The sequence below is a fragment of the Methylorubrum suomiense genome (assembly GCF_022179765.1).
Lineage (GTDB): Bacteria > Pseudomonadota > Alphaproteobacteria > Rhizobiales > Beijerinckiaceae > Methylobacterium > Methylobacterium suomiense.
In genome coordinates this window covers 57989-76913 of the sequence record NZ_BPRE01000002.1, presented here as the reverse complement: position 1 = coordinate 76913, position 18925 = coordinate 57989, and the positions used below count along the sequence as shown (strand labels likewise).

The following is an 18925-nucleotide window of genomic DNA, read 5'->3' as shown; positions in this document are numbered from 1 at the left end:
GAGGCTACGCCCCGGCCTGGCTAGTCACCAGACGAGAGCTCGCCGACGCCCGACGGGCACGGCGGCGCCATGTGAACGGTTGGCGTCACGCCGTTCTCGCGCAGGAGCCCGCCGCCGCCCGTGACGCCCCCGCCGACGAGCGTCCACGTCCACGCCAGGCTGCCCCAGCGGTCCCGGCCGCCCTTGCCGATGGCCTGGAGCTCGATGCGCTCCTTGCCGGTCTTCAGATCGACCGTCCCGCACGTGACCTGGACGGCCCAGGCGTCGCCCACAGGGTCGGCGTAAACCCGCGCGAATCCCGCGCGGCCGCCGGCGGCAGGCCCCCGCACGAACAGGTAGAACCTGTCCCCGGCCTGAGGGAATGGCGGCGGCTCCGGCACAGGCTGGGCCTGGCGGGCCGCCTCGACCGGGACGCTGGCGGCGAGCAGGACGGCGGCGAGGGCGAGGACGCGGGCGACGGTCATTGGCAGGTCTCCGGGGAAGGGATGGGGGCGAGCGCCCAGGCGGTGCCATCCGGCTCGAACCAGACGTGGCGGGCGGCGGTGACGACTTCGTTCGTGTCGCGGCGGCGGAAGCCGGGCTCGGCCGGCCGGTAGCCGATCCGCACCGCGTCGGCGGGCTTCGCGCCGTCGGCCAGGGTGCCCTTGATCCAGGCATGGACATCGCGCTGGCCGGTACGCTCGCACCGCAGACGGGCGCTCTCGCCGGCGTGGAGGGCGCACCCGGCCAGGGCGAGGGACGGGCGGCGGTCGACGACGATGCCGTCGCGGCGGATGCTCCAGACCTTGACGGTCCGGTTCCAGTAGACGTGGACGGGGGATGGCTCGGTCATGGGGGGCGCTCCGGAAGCTGGGGGACGGCGGCGCGGGGGGACGCGCCGGGATGGGGCATGCCGGCCTGGCCGGGTCGGGCGCCCATCGGCGCCCGCGGGGTGGGCCGCGGTATTCGCGCGGCCGGGGTGGCTATGGCGTCAGGCGGCATCGGAGCCTCCGGGCGCGTCCACGGGCTCGGACCGAGGCTTCCGGACGACGTCGAACCAGCGCACGACAGGATCGATGCTGCGGTCCTCGGCCTGCAGCGGGGGCGTGGCGAACGCCTCGAACTCTGCCCGCGCGATGACTAGCGAGGCTTCCTCTGGCGACATCTGCCCGCGGATGGCCCGCTGGGCCGCGCGATCCGCACGTTGGCAGTAGGCGTCTGCCAGGAGCTCGCAGATCTCGCCGGCCTCCGCGGCTGCCTCGATGCGGAGCACGACGCCGGAGTGGGCGGCGAAGACCGCCCGCAGGACCTCGCGGGCATCGGCCCGGTTAGACGGGTGGACGTCGGTGTTGGCTGGTTCTGACATCGTGGTCTCTCCTTCGGGTGGGACGGGGGGGGGGGGGTCAGTGGCAGGCCGGGTCGCGGCGCGATCCGGTCCGCAACAGGATGCGGGCGAGGCGGCCCGCGTCGGCGGCGGCCGCCTTTGCGTCGAGCTCGCCGGAGGCCACGCGGGCCATCATGTCGGCGACGACGCGGACGCCGTCGGCGAGGAGGGCGTCGTCGCCGGCGCGGGAGAGCGCCGAGACGAGCAGCAGGCTGCTGACGCGGAGCTGGCCCGCGTCGCTGGGAGGCTGGAGGAGCGTCACGACGATGGCCCCCCTAGCGGACCAGGGCCGCGGCGGGCTCGGCGACGAGCCGGGCCACCTCGTCGCCGTCGAGCCTGCGCCGCTCGACCAGGGCGTCGGCGACGCGGCGGACCGCGCCGGCGTGCCGGCGGACCGTGGCCAGGGTCTCGCCGTAGAGCCGGTCGAGGAGCTCCTGCACGTCCCGACGCAGAAGGGGATCCGTCGCCAGCGCCATCGATGGCTCCTGCTCGACGGCGACGAGGCCGCGGCCGCCCATCCCCCACTCGCCGATCAGGCCGACGGCCATGCGGGTCGCCGTCAGGAGGTCCTGGCGCGCCCCGGAGCTCACGCTGTCGAGGAGCGTCTCCTCGGCCGCCCGCCCGCCCAGCATGATCCGGACGTGCTCCTCGACGGCGGCGCGCGTCCAGATGCCCTGGTGCGGGTCCTTGGCCGCCATCCATCCGCGCTCTTCGCCGCGCGTCTGCAGGGCCAGGACCATCTCCCGTCCGGGCTCCTCCAGGTAAGCCAGCAGGGCGTGACCGGCCTCGTGGACGGCGATCCGGTCGAGGACGGCGGCCGGGGTCGCCTCGTCGCCCGTGCCCGCCACCGCGAGCAGGTCGTCGAGGGCCAGCGGGCGCCCGGCATGCCTTGCCCGGCGGCGGGCGTCCTCGACGAGGGCCTCGATCATGGCCCCGGTGTAGCGCTTGGTCCGGTACGCGACCGGCATCAGGTCGGCGCCGGGCAGGTCGTCGCCGAGGCGCACGCGCAGCATCTCGACGCGCTCCCCGGCGTCCGGCAGCCCGATCTCGATGTGGCGCCCAAGCCGTCCCGGGCGACGGATGGCCGGGTCGATGCGGTTGGCGTCGTTGGTCGTCCCGACGACGATGACGCCTTCCCGGCCGCCCACGCCGTCCAGGCATTCGAGAAACGCGTTGATGATCTCCAGGACGTAGTCGGCGTGCGCGTGCCTGACGGTACGACGGTCGACGAAAACGTCGCACTCGTCGACAAGGACCAGGCATCCGCGCTTCCCGGCCGCCAGCGCCTTGGCCTCGGCGAAGAAGCGCCTCATCGCCCGCAGCGTCGTCCCGAGATGCGCCTGGTCCTCGGACTGCCACTGCGCCAGCGACGCGGCCAGGAGGGGAATCCCCGCGCTGGCGGCGATGGCCTGGGCGCCCAGGGTCTTGCCCGTCCCGGGTGGCCCGGACAGAAGCGCGCCGCTTGCGACCGAAGACCAGGGTGCACCGTCCCTCCATGCCTGGAGGTCGCGGATGACCTCACGGCCGTATGCCACGACCTCACGGCAGCCGTGGAGCTCGTCCAGCGTGATGTCCCGCCCGCGGCCCGTCGGCACCGGCGGGGCCGCCAGGCGGACCAGGTGGGCGACGCAGTCCGCCGGCGCCCGCCCGGGGCGGACCGACACCGCCAGGTGCTCCGCGGAGACGCGCAGCCCGTCGAGCGCGCGCCGGTCCCGCGGGGAGCAGGCGGCGCCCGTCGTCGAGCGGATCGCGGCGGCGACGTCGGACGCGTCGATGGGGGCCAGCGTCAGGCGGTGCTCCGCCGCCAGCAGCGCCGCAACCGGCAGATGGGACGCCGCGTCAGGCGAAAGGCACAGGATCGCGCCCGGATGCCGAAGCAGGGCCAGGAACTCGCGCGCCCGCCGGTCCCGGTCGCTCCCCTTGGGCGCGTCCTTGACGAGGTGCTTCCGCAGCCCGAGCGGCAGGTCGAGCATCGCGCTCGGCCTGCCGTCCAGGGCGAGGAGCGACAGGGCCTCCGGGACGTCGACCGTGACGACGACGTCCCGTTCCGCGAGCGCCTGCCGCAGCCCCGGGACCGCGTCGAGCGTGCGGGCGAGCTGATGGAGGACGACGAGCTCGACCGGGGAGAAGGTCTCGTCGGTCGCGTCCGGGTCCGACGCCTCCTCGCGGTTCACGCCCGCACGGTCGTCATCCATCTCCTCGGCGTGCGTCGGGCGCGCCGGCAGGGCCGCCGCGTTCGTCGACCGCAGGAACGTCTTGGCGTGGACCTCGGCGATGCCAAGCGGGTCCGTCGGGTCGTAGAAGGGGACAATCTCCGGCAACGCGTCGTCGCCCCCCTCGTCGAGCAGCGCCGTTCCGGACGCGCGCAGGACGAAGGCGGGGGCGAGCTCGCCCCCGGCCCGGGCGTAGGCCCACAGCGTGTCGACGAGGACCGGCGTCGCCGCGGCGTAGCAGAGGGCGTGGAGATACAGCGTCAGGGCGTCATGCAGGACGGCACGCGCCGGGGCGTTCACGCCGGGGATCTCCGGCGTCCAGAGCCCAACCGTGCGCCACTGGGCCTCGGTACGGTGGAGCGAGCCCCAGGCGAGGGACAGGGGTTCCAGCATGGCCTCGTCACCGGTCCCGGCAGGCGAGGCGAGCGTGTCCAGGCAAGTCGCGTGCAGGGATAGGCAGAGGGCGGCGAGGAACGCGTCGCCACCGCACTCGCGCAGGACGGCGGCACGGTTGCGGCGCGCCGTCGAGGGCGCGATGGCGAGGATGCGGGCTGAGAGGTCGCTGGGGATGCGGCCGCGATGCAGTCCGGCCTTCCCGGCCAGGACGTGCTCAAGCGGCGCCGCACCCTTCGAGGGGGGCTTCGTCATCAGTCTGGTCTCCTAGGACCTATCCGAGTGACGGCTGGTCAAAACCAACCGTTCATCCCAAGGACTAGACCGACAAACCTTTCGAAAGCGTTACCGCGTCACTCCTCGTCGGCCTCCGTCCGCCGGGACGGGAAGATCGGTCCACGCCTCCGTGCGTCGAGCAGCGCATCCATGCAGGCGTCGACGTCGCGGCGCACGTCCTCGCGGCTCTCCTCCAGGCCCTGGCGCGGATAGGAATAGCGGTCGACGTAGCGGGCCAGCGCCACGATGAGATAGCCCCGGCTGGCGGCTTCGTCGTCGTCGGCCAGGCTGGCGAGGGCGCGCAACACGCGCGGGGGCAGGCCCTTCTTCCCGATCCGGCTCGGCGTCACGGCGCGTCGGTCGAGCTTGAAGACGTCGGACAGGGGTGCCGCCCATCCGCTAGGCCACAGCCTGGACGCGGCCGCCTCGATGGCGGGGTAGAGGGATGCATTGACCTCGTCGCCGTCGAGCGGCTGCGGCTCCCCTTCGCCGACGAGGAACGGGCGCCGCTCCGGGTCGTAGGCGAGTGCCTGGCGCCCGATCAGCCCGACGGCGGTCCAGCCCTCGGGGCGGGGCCAGAGCTCCGGCGACACGTATTGAAGGGTGATCTCCATGGCCCCGGGATAGCACGGGACCGCGGCGAACGTGGTTAACGTCGAGGGTCACCGGCGGGGGCGACTAACTCGTATGCGAGTTGCCCCCGCCGGCGGGGTGCGCCCGAGGCCGATCCGCCGAGGCAAGGGCGGCGGGGGCGCCCGTCCGGGTAACTCGTAAACGAGTTGCCGGTCGGGAGCGCGTTAACGAATGGCCGCCCGGCCGAGCCCGAAAATGTCGTCTGTAGAAGACACTCGTTTTCGGGTCCCGAGGGGGCTCGGATTTCGTGTCGTCTATAGAGGACATTCCAAGAGCGCTTTCTGCGATCCCGTTAACCCCTGTGGCGCGTCCCTGTACGAATCCGGGGATCCCCGTAGAATCCCCGTGGGAAGGGACCGGGACATGCTCACGGACACGGGACTGGACCAGCTCGCGCGCGCCGTCGCCGCGCTCGGGGACGAGGATGCCGGGCGCCTCGACGAGGCGGTCCGGGAGCTCCGGCATCGACGCCGGGCCGAGGCCGAGATGGCACGCATCGCCGCGCTGCGGGCGATGTCGGACTTCGACGCCTTCGAGGCGTCGATCACCTCCTGGGTGTCTCTCACCGGCGACCTGCGCCCCGGGGAGATCCTCGTCCAGACGGCGCCGCTGCACTTCCCGTCCCGACCGGCCGCTCCCGTGCCGGAATACCTGCACCCGGACTACGTGCCCCGGGAACGGGCGAGGTTGATCGCGGAAGCCGAACAGCACGGGCTCGGCGACCAGGTGCGGGAGATGCTGATGGGGGTGGGAGAGAGCCATGTGGCGTGAGACGACCGAGCTCGACAAGGCCATCGCGTTCGAGGCCATCCGCGGGCGCCTGCCGGACGTCTGGACGCTCCTCGACATCGTCGAGAGCGCCGACCCGCCCGAGAACACGGTTGAGGACAGCCCATCCCATCGGACCTTCGCGGCGCGCGAAGGGTGGTCGGTGACGTTCTTCTACGACGTCGGCGAGCTCGACTACATCGACAACATCATCTCCCCGGACAACCTCGTGATCGAGCCGTGGGAGTGGCCCTACGGGGCGCCTGGCCGCAACACGCTGATGGGATGGGGCAGCGTCGGTTGCCGGGCCCGCCTGATGTCACTCGACGAGGAGCGCCCCGTCCGCACCATCGACTGCACCGCCCTGCAGGGCGACCTCGCGGTCGACGAGGACGAGAAGGACGGCATCATGTTCGGCCACATCGACCTGATCGGGGGCTACCCCGAATGGGACGCCTCGGTCGTCCGTCGCACGCCGGTTCCGGCGAAGGAGGCAGCATGAGCGAGCGGGAGAAGGCGGCCGCCGATGCGGCCCTGGCGAACCTGCCGACCGGGGGCATGCGGCTCGTGCCCCACCCGTTCTCGTCGCAGATCGTGTCCGCCCCGGCTACCACGGTCACGCTACTGGTCGACTGGGATGTCCCTACGCCACCCTCGTTCGACCTGGAGGATCTGGCGCGCGGCTATTTCGCCACCCTGGGGGACGTGTCGGCGGAGCGGGGAGGACAGGCATGATCGACGCATGGGCCGGGCGCATCTTCACGAACGCGCCGCCCCTGACGCTTCCCGGGGACGCGAAGGCGGAGGCATCCAGGGCGTTCACGGCCAAGTGGGAGGCGGCGAACGCGGCCACGCTCACGCCGGAGCAGGATCGCGCCGTTCACCGATGGGCGCGTCGCGCCGCCTTCGGCACGGAGCCTGCCGGCGAGCGTCCCATCGACTGGCGGAAGGCGTTCGCGCAGCAATCCTGAAACGAGAGCGGCCCCCTTTCGGGGGCCGTCCGGCCTAGCGGCCTCGGGGCGAAGCTCTCGGGGGATACCCTGACCCCTTCCGGGGACCGTGCCCGTAGGCCCGATGGCGCCGGCTCTCCCACGCCCGGGGTCCGGCTGACGTAAGCGAAGGGGCCTGGGTTGCCCCGAGCCCCTTGATGCCACCTGACGAACCTATCCGGTTCTACGGTGCTCCACCCGGGAACTTGGCCTCCCCGGATTTCCGTCAGCGCCACGCGTGACGGCTTCTTGCGGTTAGAAGAGCAGAGCCTTGCCTCGGCAGTCGAGGGGGAAGATCGCCCTCGAATCGGTGCGCCGCAAGGGGCGCCGCCGACGGGGTCCGACGAGCTATCCCCACGAATCATGAGTGCGCAGAAGCCTGGGCTGCGCGTTGTATCGATGTTGTATCGGGAGGGTTCAGACCCGAGCCGAAGCTGTGCGGGGACCGCGCCTAAGCAACTGTCCAGGCTTCAGGAAACGGCGATGGGAGGGGTGGAGCGGGTGAAGGGAATCGAACCCTCGTATTCAGCTTGGAAGGCTGCTGCTCTACCATTGAGCTACACCCGCATGAGCGGCCGGATATCACGGGGCGCGGGCTTTGAGAAGATCGCCCCCGCTCCGTCTTCGACCCATTCGCCTCCCCTCGCACATACGCGTCGGGATGACGGAGGCGGGTTGGGGCGTTCTCCGTAAAGTCGCGGCACGACCGGGGCGCACGATGTCCAGCGGAGTGTCGGATTGTCCGGTCGCGGTATGACGGAGGAGCGGGCTCTCGGGACACCGCGATTGGCCGTGGAGGCGGTGAGCCGACGCTATGGCCGCGCCGTCGCGCTCAACGGCATCTCCCTGACACTCGATGCCGGCGAGATCCTCGCCGTGCTCGGTGATTCCGGATGCGGCAAGAGCACTCTGTTGCGGCTGATCGCTGGTCTCGATGAACCGGATGCGGGCGAGATCAGGATCGATGGCCACCCTGTTGCCGGGCGTGGTCGCTCGGTGCCGCCGGAGGCGCGCGGCGTCGGGCTGATGTTTCAGGACTACGCCCTGTTTCCTCATCTCACCGTCCTGGCCAATGTTCGCTTCGGCCTGCGCCGCCTCGACCGCGCCGAGGGGCGGCGTGTCGCCCTGGAGCGGCTTGCCGAAGTCGGTCTGGCCGATAAGGCGGAGTGTTATCCGGGCACCCTGTCCGGTGGAGAGGCGCAGCGGGTGGCGCTGGCCCGCGCACTCGCGCCGCGCCCGCGGGTTCTCCTTCTCGACGAGCCGTTCTCGAATCTCGATGCGGGGACCCGCGATCGGGTCCGGGCCGACACCGTGTTGGTTCTCCGGCAGGCGGGGGCAAGCGCCATCCTGGTGACGCACGATGCGGCGGAGGCGGTCGAGGTGGCCGACCGCATCGCCCTGATGCGCCGGGGTCGCCTGCTCCAGTGTGGAACGGCGGAGACGCTCTACCGCTCTCCCGAAAGCCCTGCCGCCGCGCGCGCGCTCGGCGCCATCGTCGAGATTTCGGGTCACGCCGTCGGGGGCGGTATCGAGACGCCCCTCGGCTCCCTGCCCCGGCCCTCCCGGATCGGCGAAGGCGCCGTGCGCGTCTGCCTGCGGCCGGAGGCGATCCGAATCGGGCCCGTCGGCGAGGGCCGTCCGTCCCGGGTCCTGCGCCGGACCTTCGCCGGTTCGAACCTGCGCCTGGAGCTCGCCGTCGAAGGCCTCGATCGATCGCTGCTGGTCACCCTACCGGCCGATGCCGAGCCGACGGACATCGTCGGCATCAGCCTCGTGGCGGACAGAACCCTGGTGTTTGGCGATCGGGCCAGAGCCGACGATGCCTAAAGTATATTTAGAATAAATATAAACAAACCCGCCTTGCCGGATAGTCAATCCATGTATAACACCCGGCTCGTCTCGACGAACCGGGGAAATCTTTACATGTCGCGCCTGCATAATGCCGGATGTTTTGCCTGCATAGGTTGGGCAATGATGCTCGCCGGCGCCGCGCAGGCTGCAGAGGTCAATCTCTATACGACCCGCGAACCGGGCCTGATCCGACCGTTGCTCGACGCCTACACCGCGAAGAGCGGGGTGAAGGTCAACACGGTGTTCGTCGAGAAGGGCTTGGCCGAGCGCGTCGCGGCGGAGGGCCCCCGGTCCAGCGCCGACGTCGTCATGACCGTCGATATCGGCAATCTGATCGAGCTGGTCGACCGTGATCTCGCCCAGCCGGTCCGTTCCGCGACCCTCGAATCGGCGGTGCCGGCGACCCTTCGCGACGCGGAGGGACGCTGGTTCGGCCTCTCCATGCGCGCGCGCGTGCTCTACGCCGACAAGGACTTGGCGGATCTCAAAGCCGCCACCTACGAATCGCTCGCCGATCCGGCCTGGAAGGGCAAGATCTGCATCCGCCCCGGTCAGCACCCCTACAACACCGCGTTGATCTCCGCCTTCCTGCTCCGCCATGGCCCGGACAAGACGGAAGCTTGGCTCAGAGGCGTGAAGGCCAATCTTGCGCGCAAGGCCACGGGCGGGGATCGGGATGTCGCCCGCGACATCGCCGCCGATCTCTGCGAGGTCGGCCTCGCCAATTCCTACTATGTCGGACTGATGCGCTCCGGCCGCGGCGGGCCTGATCAGCAGAAATGGGGAGACGCGATCAAGGTCGTGCTACCGACCTTCGAGAACGGCGGTACCCACGTCAACGTCTCGGGCGCCATCGTCGCCAAGCATGCGCCGAACCGCGAGGAAGCGGTCAAGCTTCTGGAATATCTCGTCTCGGACGAAGCCCAGGCGCTCTATGCCAAGACGGATTACGAGTACCCCGTGAAGCCCGGGGCCGCGGTGGATCCGCTGCTGTCCGCGTTCGGGACGCTCAGCATCGACACGACGTCGCTGGTCGAGATCGCCCGGAACCGCAAGGCGGCGAGCCTTCTCGTCGACAAGGTGGGTTTCGACAACTGAACCCCGCTTCCACGATGTCGGCCGCGCGCGGCTTGGGCTGGGCGGCAGCCCTGGCGCTCGCAGCGCTCCTGCTGTCGCCCGTCCTCTCGCTGATGGCGACGGCGGTCGACGGCACGGGCGAACTCTGGCCGCATCTCGCCGCCTACGTGCTGCCGCAGGCGATCCGGGATACGGCTCTTGTTCTCGGGGGCGTCGGCCTCCTCGTGATCGGCCTCGGCACGGGGACGGCGTGGCTCGTCTCGGCCTTCGAGTTTCCCGGTCGGCGCTGGCTCGATGCCGCGCTGCTGCTGCCCCTGGCGGTGCCGACCTATGTCGTGGCCTACGCCTATCTCGACCTGATGCATCCGCTCGGCCCGATACAGAGCGGCTTGCGGGCCATGCTGGGACTTGCCAGCCCGCGCGACCTCGTTCTGCCGGATCTACGCTCCCTGCCCGGCTGCATCCTGCTCCTCGGGTTCGTCCTCTATCCCTACGTCTATCTGCCGACGCGGGCCCTGTTCCTGATGCGGGCCGGCAGCCTGCTCGAGGCGGCGCGCATGCTCGGCGCCGGGCCGGGCCGCACCTTCCTGCGCGTGGCGCTTCCGCTCGCCCGGCCGGCCGTGGCGCTCGGCACCGGGCTCGCCCTGATGGAGGCCCTCAACGATGTCGGCGCCGCGGAATTCCTGGGTGTCCGCACGTTGACGGTGCAGGTCTACGCGACCTGGGTGAATCGATCCGACCTGCCCGGTGCAGCGCAGATCGCCCTGGTGATGCTGACCGGCGTCCTGCTGCTCGTCGGCCTGGAACGGCTCGCCCGCGGCGGGCGCGGCTTTGCCGGTTCGGGACAGCGGGAGCGGATGTCGGCGCGGCGGCGGCTCCGGGGCGGTCGAGCCATCGCGGCCCTCATGCTCGGAGGCCTCCCCGTGCTCGCTGGCTTCCTGCTGCCCGCAGGCCATCTCGTGGTCTCGGCGTGGCAACGCATCCGAGGCGCGGGATTGCCCGACACGCTTCTGGCGGAGGCCGGCAACACCGTCTTGTATGCAAGCGCCGCCACGCTGCTGACCGTCGTCGCCGGCCTGCTGATCGCGGCGGCACCCGGCCTGCTGGGGCGCCGATCGGGGGCCGCAATGATCCGCATCGCGGCTCTCGGCTATGCCATGCCGGGCACCGTGCTCGCGGTCGGCCTGCTCACGCCCCTGGCGCTGCTCGATTCCGGAATGGCGGCCCTGACGGGCTCCCCCTTGGCCCTCGTCGGGCTCGGGACGGGCGGCGCCCTGGTGCTCGGTTACGGGATGCGGTTCCTGACCGTATCGGTGGGGGCGACGGAGGCTGGGCTCGCGCGCATCCCGCGCACGATTCCCGATGCGGCCCGAGTCCTTGGACGGGGGCCGATTGCCACGCTTCTCACCGTGCAGATGCCGCTGGCTTGGCCCGCGCTCCTGAGCGGAGCCTTGCTGGCCTTCGTGGATATCGCCAAGGAGCTGCCGCTGACATTGCTCCTGCGTCCGCTGAATGTCGAAACCTTGAGCACGCATCTCTATGGAGAGGCGGCGCGCGGCACCTACGAAGACGGTGCCGCCGCCGCGCTCCTGATCGTGGGGATCGGTCTTCTACCGGTCATCCTCCTGCTTCGGCTCGACCGCGATGCGGTCTTCCGCCGGGGATGACCGGCCAGTGGCCGTGATGCGCCCGATCAGAGGCCCATCAGCACGCTGACCGAACCGATGGCCGTCACGATGAGGCCACAGGCGAACACGGCGATCATGGCGTAGGAAATGGGCTTCAGCTGCATCTTCGATCGACTCCTGGATTCTCGAGATCGGGTTTCTGGGTTTCGATGGCGTCCGCAGATCGCTCTGGACCCGAGCCGGACGGCCCTTGGTCCTGAGGCACAATGCGGGCCGCCACAGGGTTCGATCCATCACAACGCCGTGACATCGGATCAACCCGGTGAACCGGGGAAATTTCGGAAGATCAGTTCCTCTTGCGGAGTGATTTCGGCTAATATAACGCCAGCCGAAACCACAATCTTGCAGTATTTTTCGTCCCTATCGGCCCGCTTTGATCAAGCGCGCCGTCGGGGTCAGCAGCGCGTACCGCCCGAAGTCTGGCCATACTGTTTGACCGGAAAGTGCTGCTGATTGGCATTGCCCTCCGCGGCCGAACTCATCGGGCAACGGGTGAACTTCGGGTCGTCGTGAACACCCAGCGACCCCGTCACTTCCGGATGGAAAATCGTGACGGGCACCTTTCGCTCCAGCGGAGCGATCGTGCCCATGGCCAAGGCGGAGGAGACCGGAGCGGTAACGCCGAGCAAAACGGCGGCAACGACGGCGGTGACTCGCGTCTTCATAGGGTGTTCATACTCCTTCTGAAGCACATCCCTCGTATCGGGTCTGTTTCTCTCTGCTGAAACAGAATATAGGGATCGACATCCATCTTGGATGTGTCGACACGCACGCAACCAATCGGATTAAAGGTGCGAGCGATCTTCAGCACAATTGTTCACGAGACGCCGCGCTGCCTCGAAGGCTGGCAACAACGTCGCGGATCTCACCTTGTGGCTTCCCACTCGGTGGATCGTGATTGCGAGAATCGATCGCCGTCCGCCGCGAGACCGGCGCCGCGCTCCGACCATCGCATCCCGAATGATGGCACCGCCGGACGGACCGGGCGCTCAGGGTCCGTGGGGAAGGCGAGCGTTCGGACCGGCCGGACCGGAGAGGAGCGTCTTGCGCTCGAGTCCCTTGTGGAGATGGACCATCAGCGCCACGCCGAAGAGCGGGGTGACGAGGTTGACGATCGGGACCACCATCAACCCGGCGAGCAGGCAGCCAGCGAGGATCACCGTGACGCTGAAATGCTCGCGCATGGACCGCGCCTCGGGCAGAGGCCGGAAGCGGCCTGCGGCGAGTTCGAAATACTCGCGGCCCAGCAGGTAGGCATTGGCGCCGAAGAACGCGATGAGATTCACCCCCGGTACGAAGACGAGGATCAGCGCGACGAGGTTCACCGCGAGGGCGAGCCCGGCAAAGCGCGCCGCCGACCACATCGCGGCGCCGAAGGGCAGCGCGCGACCGGTCGGCTCGCTTGGGAAATCGGTCCGCTCGACGATCTCGGCTACATCGTCGAGGAAGAAGCCTGCCACGAGGATCGAGACCGCGGGCATGACATAGGCGAGGGCCACGAACAGTCCGGCGCCGGCCAGGAAATAGGCCAGCGTGTCGAGGAAGGGATAATCCGCCGAGATGTGGTGGCTCGCCTGGAAGGCCTGGATCAGGCGGGTGAGTCCGAACCACACCGCGATCAGCAGCCCGATCGTGAGCGCCAAGGACTTGAGGAGGATGCCGCGCAGCGCAGGGGAAAGCACCTGGCGCAGAGCCGCGGCAGCGGCCTTAATGAGCATCGCGCCGAAAGTCCCCCGATCCACTGACCCGTGCCCGCCTCGCCGGGTTTCTCGCCGCAACGGCCCGCTGGCGCAAGCCCCGACAATGCCCGGCCCTCTCCGGCCCTTTGCCGCGTTGTTGCGGCACAGACGCCGGAGACCCGACATGACCCGACGCCCCCTCCCCTGCCTGATCCTGCTCGGTCTCCTCTCGGCCGCGAGCCCGGTGACCGCCCATGAAGTCGGCGCCTGGGCCGGTGCCAGTTCGGCCCCCGCCGAGCGCTCGGAGGTCGCCGTCGCGGCCCTGGACGGCAAGGCTTACGTGATCGGCGACTACAATGGCGCCACGGAACTGCTGATCTACGACCTAGCCACCGACGCATGGAGCAAGGGCGCGGCTTTCCCCTATCCGGTCCACCACACCATGGCGGCGGAGCGCGACGGCAAAATCTTCGTATTCGGAGGCTACGTGAACGGCTGGGAGGCCAGCGAGAAGGCTTGGTCCTACGATCCACGCAAGAATGTCTGGGAACGGCGCGCGGATCTGCCGACGCCGCGGGCGGCGGGCGGCGCGACGCCGCTGGGCGACAAGATCCATGTCGTCGGTGGCAGCGGCTCGGGCCGAATCAACGTCGCGACCCACGAGATCTATGATCCGGCAACTGATTCCTGGGCCAGGGCCGCACCGCTCCCGGCACCGCGCGATCACTTGGCGGTTCAAACGGTCGAGGGCCGCATCATCGCGACGGGTGGACGGATCGACGGCGATTCGAGCCGGAATCTCACGATCAATCAGGTCTATGATCCCGCCACCGACCGCTGGAGCGATGCCGCTCCCTTGCCGACGGCGCGCAGCGGCGTCGCATCGGCGGTGCTCGGCCGCGAAGTCTTCGTGATCGGTGGCGAGTCCAAGGTGAAGACCTACGACGAGGTCGAGGCCTTCGACCTGCCGGCCAATCTCTGGCGCGCCCTCGCCCGCCTCCCGACGGCCCGCCACGGCTTCGGCGCCGTGACCTATGGCGGGCGCATCTACACCCTGACCGGCAGCCCGCGACCGGGGGGCGACCGATCCGGGACGGTGGAAGTGCTCGATCCGAAGGGGTCCGCACCGGGACGCTGAGGAAGCGAGCCGTGACCCCTTTCGTCTTCGATTTTCTTCTGGTGGACGCGACCGAGCACTGCTTGTTGCGAGCGGGGGCGCATCCGACATGACGGGCGCCCTCCGCCACACAGACGGAACGCATGCCCCTCGCCCCTGAACACGTCCGCTTACGCTCGACCACCCCCGCGCGCTTCTCCCCCCTGCCCGCCGCGCCGGACGTGGCGGTGATCGGTGCGGGCGCGGCCGGAATCGCGGCGGCCCGGCGATTGGTGGCGCGCGGGGTGTCGGTCGCCGTGCTGGAGGCGCGCGACCGGGTCGGCGGTCGCGCCTTCACCGCCTCCTTACGCGGCCGCCCGATCGATCTCGGAGCGCACTGGTTCCATGCCGGTCCGGTCAACCCGCTCGTCGCGCTCGGCCATGCCCGCGGCGAGCCGCTGCGGCGGGCGGCCCAGGACGGGCATCTTTGGGTCAGGAATCGGCGCGGGCGGGCCTCCGAACAGGCCGCCTTCTCCCGCGCCTTCGACGTCGCCGACCGCGCGATGACACTTGCCGCCGGCCGGCAGGCGGATGGGCCGGCCGCGCGATCGGTCCCGCCGAGCCTCGGGCCGTGGCGGGAGCGGATCAGTCTGGTTCATGCCCTCGTTTCCGGCCGAAGGCTGACCGAGGTGTCGCTGCACGATTGGCCGAGCCTCGAATACGGCGACAACTTCTTCATCGCCGGTGGCTACGGCGCCTATCTCGCCCGCCTCGCCCTCGGCCTGCCGATCCGCCTCGGCGCCGCGATCTCCGGCATCGATCTCACCGGTCCGGGCGTGACGATCCGCCTGGACGACGGCGGAACGCTCGCGGCCAGGGCGGCGATCGTCACCGTACCGATCCCGGTACTTCAGCGCACGATACGCTTCGATCCGCCCCTCCCGGCCCGCAGCCGCGCCGCGATCGACGGCTTCCTTTCCGGCACCTACGAGCATGTCGTGCTGCACTGGCCCTCGGCGCCGTTTCACGGGCGTGACCGGCTCGCCAGCATCGTCGGCGGCCGCCACAAGCCGCCTGGAATGCTCACCCGCATCGACGACACGCCGTTCCACTACTTCGAACTCGACGCAGCCTCGGCGGAAGCCGCCGACGCACGCCGCGTCGGGCCGGACGCGGAACGCCGCTTCGCCCGCGCCGTCCTGGCCGAACATTTCGGCCACCGCGCCCTGGGCGATCTCGCCGTGCCCGTGGTCACCGGTTGGCGCCACGATCCGTGGTCGCGCGGATCCTGGGCGGTCGTGCCGCCGGGCCACGCGCCTGCGCGGGCCATCCTCAGTGATCCGGTGGCTGATCGGATCTGGTTCGCCGGGGAGGCCAATTCCCGCCTGCAATGGGGCACGGCGGGGGGCGCCTTCGAGGAGGGAACCCGCACCGCCGATTCTGTTGCGGAACGCTTGTCGCCACCGGATCAGCGCGCCGATACCTAAGCTGATCTTGCATTTCGGGCACGATCGGTGCGAACCGCGACCGTAACGACGACGCGGGGGCGGCGATGAACTGGATCGAGGTAATCGGCTATCTTGGGACGGGGCTGACGATTGCCTCGACAGCGATGAGCACAATGATCCCGCTGCGGATCGTGGCCCTCTGCGCCAGTTGTGCCGTCATCACCTACGGTTTCCTGATCGGCAGCGCGCCGGTCGTCCTGACCGAGATGATCCAGATCCCCTTCAACGCGTGGCGGCTCTACCAGATGGTCCGCCTCGTCCGCGACACCGAGAAGGCGGCTTCCGGCGATCTCTCTCTGGACTGGTTGAAACCCTTCGGCACGTCCCGGCGCTTCCGGGCCGGCGACGTGCTCTTCCTGAAGGGCGATAAGGCCGAGGAGATGTATCTGATCGAGAGCGGGCGCTTCCGCATCGCCGAACACGGCCTCGACGTGAAGGCCGGCGATATCGTCGGCGAGTTGGGCATGCTCTCGCCGGGCAATCTGCGCACCGGCTCGCTGGCCTGCGTCGAGGCCGGCACGGCCCTCTGCCTCAGCTATTCGGAGGTCAAGCAGCTCTATTACCAGAACCCGGAATTCGGCTTCTACTTCCTCAAACTGACGAGTGAACGCCTGTTTCAAGGTGCAGCCGAAACGCTGCGGCCGGAGAATGCCGGCACGGAGGTGCTCTAACGGGCAACGTTAATCAGCCGAACTCCATAACAAGGGCCGAAGTCGCTCTTCCGCCTCGTTGAGCGGCGATGTTGCCTTTGCCGGTGGAAAACATCATGGGTCGCGCCGACATGTTTTATCGCCATTCCCGGCAATGCTACGATCGTGGCCGCCGTCGAGGTGGCTCGGGGCTTACAGGCGGCTTTGCGCCATGAGGGGATACGAGGCGAAGGCTCAGGTCATGGCGGATGTCGCCACCGTGATCGAGCAGGCGCGCCGCGAAGGTCGCGACCTCGCGACCGCCCTGCGCATCGCCCGCGTGACGCTCGCCTATGTCAGCGGTCCGGAGCCCGATCCCGATCAGGCGCGTGCCCTCGAAGCGATCGACCGCCAGTTGCGGCAGCTCTCCAGCTGACGCGCCCTTCTCAGCCCGCCTGGACGATCAAGGTCACGGCGCCGAAGGCCAGCACGGCGAACACCGCCACCGCCATCAAGATGAGGGCCGCACGGGATTCGCGGAGCTGATTCTCTTCCATTCGACGAGCTTAAGCGAAGCCGGAGCCTGCGGGAAAGCCGCTCCAGGTCGCACACGTCGCCGCAATCCTGGCAGATCCCAAGAACGAGCCGGCTGCCCCGGTAGTGGGTTGTGAGGCGACGTGCTCTCTTTGCGCCGCGTCGGTCTGTCTCCGGGCATCGGCACTCTTCATGAGGGCCGATGCCCGGGGAATGCTCAGCTATGCAGTACGCGATCCTGCGGACGGGACAGCGAGACGATGGCTGCTTCCGGAATGGCCGCGGCCGGGGGGCGCCACGGAAGAACGTTCCAGCGCCCATACCAATCGTCCGCCACCGAGAAGGCGAAGCGATGCGTCGGATCGCAGGCATGGGTGAAGGGCAGGACAGCGGGATACGGGCCGCGCCGGGCAGCGAAACCGTCTGAAAACAGGCCGAGGACGGGCGCCGGGCGCGATGCGGTGTCGGGGTATTCGGAGGCGGACATTGGCAGCCTGAAGCGAGCGATCAAGGGCGTCCCCGCCGCGGCGGAGCCTTTCGCGCTGCACTGCAAGACGGAAGCCCAGGCGCCGTCGCGTCCGCTCGCCGTCGCAGGCGCGATCGAATTCCGCAGCGGAAACAAGGATGTCGAGGGTCGGTGCCGGCTGGTCCACGGGTTGCGGTGGTTAAACGAATCCTCCTCTGCCCGGACGCGAATGTCCCGAAACGGGACGGGAGGAGGATCGGGGCGGCACGCCCGACCCGTTCCGACACCGAGCCCCTTCGTCGAACTGGAAACCCGATGCAGCTTGTCACCGACCCGATCCGCCGCCTCGTCCATCGCCGCTTCGCCATGCTGGGACTGTTCTGCGCATTGGCCTTGACGATGACGTGGTGGTTCATCGTCGCCCGAGGCCTGTGGCTCGCCATCGAGTGGGCAGCGGCCTGATCAGCCCCATTCACTATCCACAAACGTTCTTTCTATAGAACATGGCGGTAGGAGGAGCGCCTCCTACCAAAGCTCCGCTGAGGAGCAATTTTTTCTAAACTACCCCTTTCCGCCCTACTCGATCGGTTGTTGAAGGACCACCAAGCCGAATTCAGCATTTCCAAGCGCACCAGCGCTCGCTTGACATCGTTCGTTTAAAAGAACACTTCCTTCGTCGATCGGCAGGCCGCGCCTGCCCCGCGGAGGTGAGACGACGTGATCTCAGGCAAACCGACCCGAACCGCCCTCGCCCCCATCGGACGGGCAGCGTTCCTCGGCTTGGCGCTGACGCTGGGCGTCACCGGCGGCGCCCGGGCGCAGAGCGAAATCCTCAACGTCTCCTACGATCCGACCCGCGAGCTCTATCGCGAGATCAACGCGGTCTTCGCCGAGGAATGGAAGGCCAAAACCGGCGAGACCATCACGGTCCGCGCTGCCCATGGCGGATCGGGAGCGCAGGCCCGCACCGTCATCGACGGTATCCCGGCCGATGTGGTGACGCTCGGCATCCCCTCCGACATCGACGCAATCTCCAAGATCTCGAAGAAGATCCCGGCGGACTGGCGCACCAAGCTTCCCAACGAGGGCCTGCCCTACACCTCGACGGTCGTGTTCCTCGTCCGCAAGGGCAATCCGAAGGCGGTCAAGGATTGGGCCGACCTCGCCAAGCCCGACGTGAAGGTGATCACCCCGAACCCGAAGACGTCGGCGGGCGGGCGCTGGAACTTCCTCGCCGCCTGGGGCTACGCCTACGAGAAGGAAGGCAAGGACAAGGAGAAGGCCAACGCCTTCGTCGGCAGCTTCTACAAGAACGTACCCGTTCTCGACACCGGCGCCCGCGGCTCGACCGTGACCTTCGCCCAGCGCGGTCTCGGCGACGTCCTCCCCACCTGGGAAAACGAGGCCTTCCTCGTGCTGGAGGAGTTCGGCAAGGACAAATTCGACATCGTCGTTCCGCCGACCTCGATCTACGCCGAGCCGCCGGTGGCGCTCGTCGATGCCAATGTCGACAAGAAGGGCACGCGCAAGCAGGCCGAGGCCTATCTGCAGTTCCTCTACAGCGACAAGGCGCAGGCGATCTTCGCCAAGCACCATTATCGGCCGATCAAGCGCGAGGCCGCCAAGGCGGAGGATCTCGCCCTCCTGCCCGAGATCAAGCTGTTCAAGATCGAGGACGTCCTGGGGTCCTGGGACGATATCCAGAAGGCCAATTTCGACAATGGCGGCCTGTTCGATCAGTTGAGCAAGGCCGGGCGCTGAG

Annotated in this window: 22 protein-coding genes and 1 tRNA gene; 13 read left to right on the top strand and 10 right to left on the bottom strand. The window is 69.1% G+C overall.

Going from position 1 to position 18925, the window contains the following annotated elements:
* Positions 1-20: 20 nt before the first annotated feature.
* The 6 genes from MFF26_RS03665 to MFF26_RS03640 form a co-directional block, all read right to left on the bottom strand.
* Complete coding sequence (locus MFF26_RS03665) at positions 21-464, bottom strand: hypothetical protein (RefSeq protein ID WP_238307477.1); 444 nt, start codon at positions 462-464, stop codon at positions 21-23.
* Positions 461-832, bottom strand: coding sequence for a L5-gp82 domain-containing phage-derived protein (locus MFF26_RS03660; RefSeq protein WP_238307476.1), 372 nt, complete (start codon positions 830-832; stop codon positions 461-463). Before MFF26_RS03660 ends, MFF26_RS03665 begins: the two co-directional genes overlap by 4 nt.
* 138 nt (positions 833-970) lie before the next feature.
* The gene (locus MFF26_RS03655; protein WP_238307475.1) at positions 971-1345 is read right to left on the bottom strand and encodes a hypothetical protein; all 375 of its coding nucleotides are present in this window, start codon (positions 1343-1345) and stop codon (positions 971-973) included.
* 37 nt (positions 1346-1382) lie between these two features.
* On the bottom strand, positions 1383-1625 hold the full coding sequence (locus MFF26_RS03650) for a hypothetical protein (protein WP_238307474.1): 243 nt from the start codon (positions 1623-1625) through the stop codon (positions 1383-1385).
* Positions 1626-1638: 13 nt separating this feature from the next.
* Complete coding sequence (locus MFF26_RS03645; protein ID WP_238307473.1) at positions 1639-4224, bottom strand: AAA family ATPase; 2586 nt, start codon at positions 4222-4224, stop codon at positions 1639-1641.
* A gap of 98 nt (positions 4225-4322) precedes the next feature.
* Positions 4323-4859, bottom strand: a complete 537-nt coding sequence (locus tag MFF26_RS03640; RefSeq protein ID WP_238307472.1) for a hypothetical protein — start codon at positions 4857-4859, stop codon at positions 4323-4325.
* A 382-nt stretch (positions 4860-5241) separates the two neighbouring features.
* Here MFF26_RS03640 and MFF26_RS03635 point away from each other — a divergent pair, with 382 nt between their 5' ends.
* The 4 genes from MFF26_RS03635 to MFF26_RS03620 are packed head-to-tail and all read left to right on the top strand — an operon-like array spanning position 5242 to position 6617.
* Complete coding sequence (locus MFF26_RS03635; RefSeq protein ID WP_238307471.1) at positions 5242-5649, top strand: hypothetical protein; 408 nt, start codon at positions 5242-5244, stop codon at positions 5647-5649.
* Positions 5639-6148 carry a hypothetical protein gene (locus MFF26_RS03630; RefSeq protein ID WP_238307470.1) on the top strand — a complete coding sequence of 170 codons (510 nt, stop codon included), beginning with the start codon at positions 5639-5641 and terminating at the stop codon, positions 6146-6148. Before MFF26_RS03635 ends, MFF26_RS03630 begins: the two co-directional genes overlap by 11 nt.
* Entirely contained in the window at positions 6145-6381 is a 237-nt protein-coding gene (locus tag MFF26_RS03625) for a hypothetical protein (protein WP_238307469.1), read from the top strand. The genes MFF26_RS03630 and MFF26_RS03625 overlap by 4 nt, the downstream gene beginning before the upstream one ends.
* A complete protein-coding gene (locus MFF26_RS03620; protein ID WP_238307468.1) occupies positions 6378-6617 on the top strand; it encodes a hypothetical protein in 240 nt (79 codons plus the stop codon). Before MFF26_RS03625 ends, MFF26_RS03620 begins: the two co-directional genes overlap by 4 nt.
* A 511-nt stretch (positions 6618-7128) precedes the next feature.
* Here MFF26_RS03620 and MFF26_RS03615 read toward each other — a convergent pair.
* Positions 7129-7202 (bottom strand) — tRNA-Gly (locus MFF26_RS03615).
* A 186-nt stretch (positions 7203-7388) separates the two neighbouring features.
* On the opposite strand from MFF26_RS03615, the gene MFF26_RS03610 reads away from it, so the two are divergent.
* The 3 genes from MFF26_RS03610 (at position 7389) to MFF26_RS03600 (ending at position 11230) form a co-directional block, all read left to right on the top strand.
* Positions 7389-8462: an ABC transporter ATP-binding protein gene (locus MFF26_RS03610; RefSeq protein ID WP_137828599.1), complete on the top strand. Its 1074-nt coding sequence runs from the start codon at positions 7389-7391 to the stop codon at positions 8460-8462.
* A gap of 96 nt (positions 8463-8558) precedes the next feature.
* The gene (locus MFF26_RS03605; RefSeq protein WP_137828578.1) at positions 8559-9584 is read left to right on the top strand and encodes an extracellular solute-binding protein; all 1026 of its coding nucleotides are present in this window, start codon (positions 8559-8561) and stop codon (positions 9582-9584) included.
* Positions 9585-9598: 14 nt separating this feature from the next.
* Positions 9599-11230, top strand: a complete 1632-nt coding sequence (locus MFF26_RS03600; protein ID WP_137828577.1) for an ABC transporter permease — start codon at positions 9599-9601, stop codon at positions 11228-11230.
* Between the two features lie 416 nt (positions 11231-11646).
* On the opposite strand, the gene MFF26_RS03595 is transcribed toward MFF26_RS03600, so the two are convergent.
* Both MFF26_RS03595 and MFF26_RS03590 read right to left on the bottom strand, forming a co-directional pair.
* Positions 11647-11916 carry a hypothetical protein gene (locus MFF26_RS03595; RefSeq protein WP_137828576.1) on the bottom strand — a complete coding sequence of 90 codons (270 nt, stop codon included), beginning with the start codon at positions 11914-11916 and terminating at the stop codon, positions 11647-11649.
* Positions 11917-12240: 324 nt separating this feature from the next.
* Complete coding sequence (locus tag MFF26_RS03590; protein WP_137828575.1) at positions 12241-12969, bottom strand: sulfate transporter family protein; 729 nt, start codon at positions 12967-12969, stop codon at positions 12241-12243.
* A gap of 145 nt (positions 12970-13114) precedes the next feature.
* Here MFF26_RS03590 and MFF26_RS03585 point away from each other — a divergent pair, with 145 nt between their 5' ends.
* From MFF26_RS03585 to MFF26_RS03570, 4 genes are all read left to right on the top strand, one after another.
* Positions 13115-14068: a Kelch repeat-containing protein gene (locus tag MFF26_RS03585; RefSeq protein WP_137828574.1), complete on the top strand. Its 954-nt coding sequence runs from the start codon at positions 13115-13117 to the stop codon at positions 14066-14068.
* A gap of 122 nt (positions 14069-14190) precedes the next feature.
* On the top strand, positions 14191-15513 hold the full coding sequence (locus tag MFF26_RS03580; RefSeq protein ID WP_137828573.1) for a flavin monoamine oxidase family protein: 1323 nt from the start codon (positions 14191-14193) through the stop codon (positions 15511-15513).
* 65 nt (positions 15514-15578) lie between these two features.
* On the top strand, positions 15579-16205 hold the full coding sequence (locus MFF26_RS03575; protein WP_137828572.1) for a cyclic nucleotide-binding domain-containing protein: 627 nt from the start codon (positions 15579-15581) through the stop codon (positions 16203-16205).
* Positions 16206-16395: 190 nt separating this feature from the next.
* The gene (locus MFF26_RS03570) at positions 16396-16599 is read left to right on the top strand and encodes a hypothetical protein (protein WP_137828571.1); all 204 of its coding nucleotides are present in this window, start codon (positions 16396-16398) and stop codon (positions 16597-16599) included.
* A 315-nt stretch (positions 16600-16914) separates the two neighbouring features.
* On the opposite strand, the gene MFF26_RS03565 is transcribed toward MFF26_RS03570, so the two are convergent.
* Positions 16915-17208, bottom strand: a complete 294-nt coding sequence (locus tag MFF26_RS03565) for a hypothetical protein (protein WP_137828570.1) — start codon at positions 17206-17208, stop codon at positions 16915-16917.
* A gap of 270 nt (positions 17209-17478) precedes the next feature.
* Between MFF26_RS03565 and MFF26_RS03560 the strand changes: the two genes are divergently transcribed.
* Both MFF26_RS03560 and MFF26_RS03555 read left to right on the top strand, forming a co-directional pair.
* Positions 17479-17625 (top strand): hypothetical protein, encoded by a 147-nt coding sequence (locus MFF26_RS03560; RefSeq protein ID WP_171015433.1) that lies wholly within the window; start codon positions 17479-17481, stop codon positions 17623-17625.
* Positions 17626-17880: 255 nt separating this feature from the next.
* Positions 17881-18924, top strand: coding sequence for a sulfate ABC transporter substrate-binding protein (locus MFF26_RS03555; RefSeq protein WP_137828569.1), 1044 nt, complete (start codon positions 17881-17883; stop codon positions 18922-18924).
* Position 18925: the final 1 nt, after the last annotated feature.